Source organism: Arcticibacter pallidicorallinus, assembly GCF_003002875.1.
Lineage (GTDB): Bacteria > Bacteroidota > Bacteroidia > Sphingobacteriales > Sphingobacteriaceae > Arcticibacter > Arcticibacter pallidicorallinus.
On the sequence record NZ_PVTH01000023.1, the window covers coordinates 1 to 1,139 of the forward strand.

Here is a 1,139-nt window from a genome sequence, read left to right on the forward strand (position 1 = left end):
CTTTCATGCGTGTTCTTTGATCCATTACTTTATCTTTTCCGCAAAGTAAGTTCATTCAGCAAGTCACATCAATATGCAGTTGGTCGGCCGGTTACATATGCGCAAGAGCTTCGATGGCCTGTGTGGCCTGGTCACATCCGAACTCCGCAGGGAGGCATCCAGCGGTGAAGTCTTCGTTTTTCTTAACCGGGGGCGCACGCATATCAAGCTGTTGCACTGGGAACACGGAGGCTTCGTACTGTATTATAAACGCCTGGAGCAGGGCACCTTTGCCACACCCAAAAAAGAACAGTTAAGCTGGGCCGACCTGGTGCTGATGATCGAGGGGATACAGGTTCAAAGGAGCCGTCAGCTGCGGCGCTATCAGCTATAAAAAGCGGCTTTTTGCTTGCATAAACGCGCTTTTTTGCGTAATTTCATGCCATGGATACGGCACTTGAGAACTTATCAAAAGAGGATCTGATCGCTCTTTTGAAACGCAAAGATGCCGCCCTGGAATCTCATCAGCAAGAGATTGATCGTCTGAAAGCTCAGGTAGAACTTCTCAAGCGCATGCAGTTCGGTCAGAAGCGCGAGCGCTTCGAAGGTGATCCTGCACAAGGCGTATTGCCCTTTGAAGCGGAACCTCTGCAAGAGGCTGCTCAACAGGAGGAAATCAAAGAACAGATCACCTATACCCGTAAAAAACAATCGGCGCATAAAGGCCGTGCGGCTTTGCCTGCCCACTTACCAGTAGAAGAGATTGAGATCCACCCTGAAGGTGATCTCTCGGATATGATTTGTATCGGTAAGGAAGTGACCGACGAGTTGGAATGCGAACCTGCCCGCTTCTTTATTCGCCGCTACATCCGGTATAAGTATGCTGCCAAAGGCGGAGAAGGCGTTAAAACCGGAGAGCTGCCCGAAAGAGTAATTGATAAAGGCATTCCGGGAGCAGGCCTGCTGGCGATGATCCTGACGGATAAGTATGCCGATCATCTGCCGCTGTACCGTCAGAAGCAACGCTTCGCCCGGGAGAACATCTCCATCGCCTCATCAACCATCGAAGGCTGGGTGAAGCAGGCACTGGAACGCCTCGAACCACTCTATGAGCAGCTCAGGTTCGATATCAAAGCCAAAGGTTACCTGCAGGTGGATGA

2 protein-coding genes are annotated in these 1,139 nt (G+C 50.9%); both read left to right on the plus strand.

Annotated features, from left to right (window positions below):
• Positions 1–97: 97 nt before the first annotated feature.
• Complete coding sequence (gene tnpB, locus B0I27_RS17345; protein WP_106295718.1) at positions 98–373, plus strand: IS66 family insertion sequence element accessory protein TnpB; 276 nt, start codon at positions 98–100, stop codon at positions 371–373.
• Positions 374–423: 50 nt separating this feature from the next.
• Positions 424–1,139: IS66 family transposase (locus tag B0I27_RS17350; RefSeq protein WP_146133161.1), on the plus strand; the 716-nt coding region annotated here is incomplete at its 3' end.

Excerpts from the sequence above, each read along its gene's own strand:
- tnpB (WP_106295718.1), top strand. The coding sequence starts at position 98 with ATGCGCAAGAGCTTCGATGGCCTGTGTGGCCTGGTCACATCCGAACTC.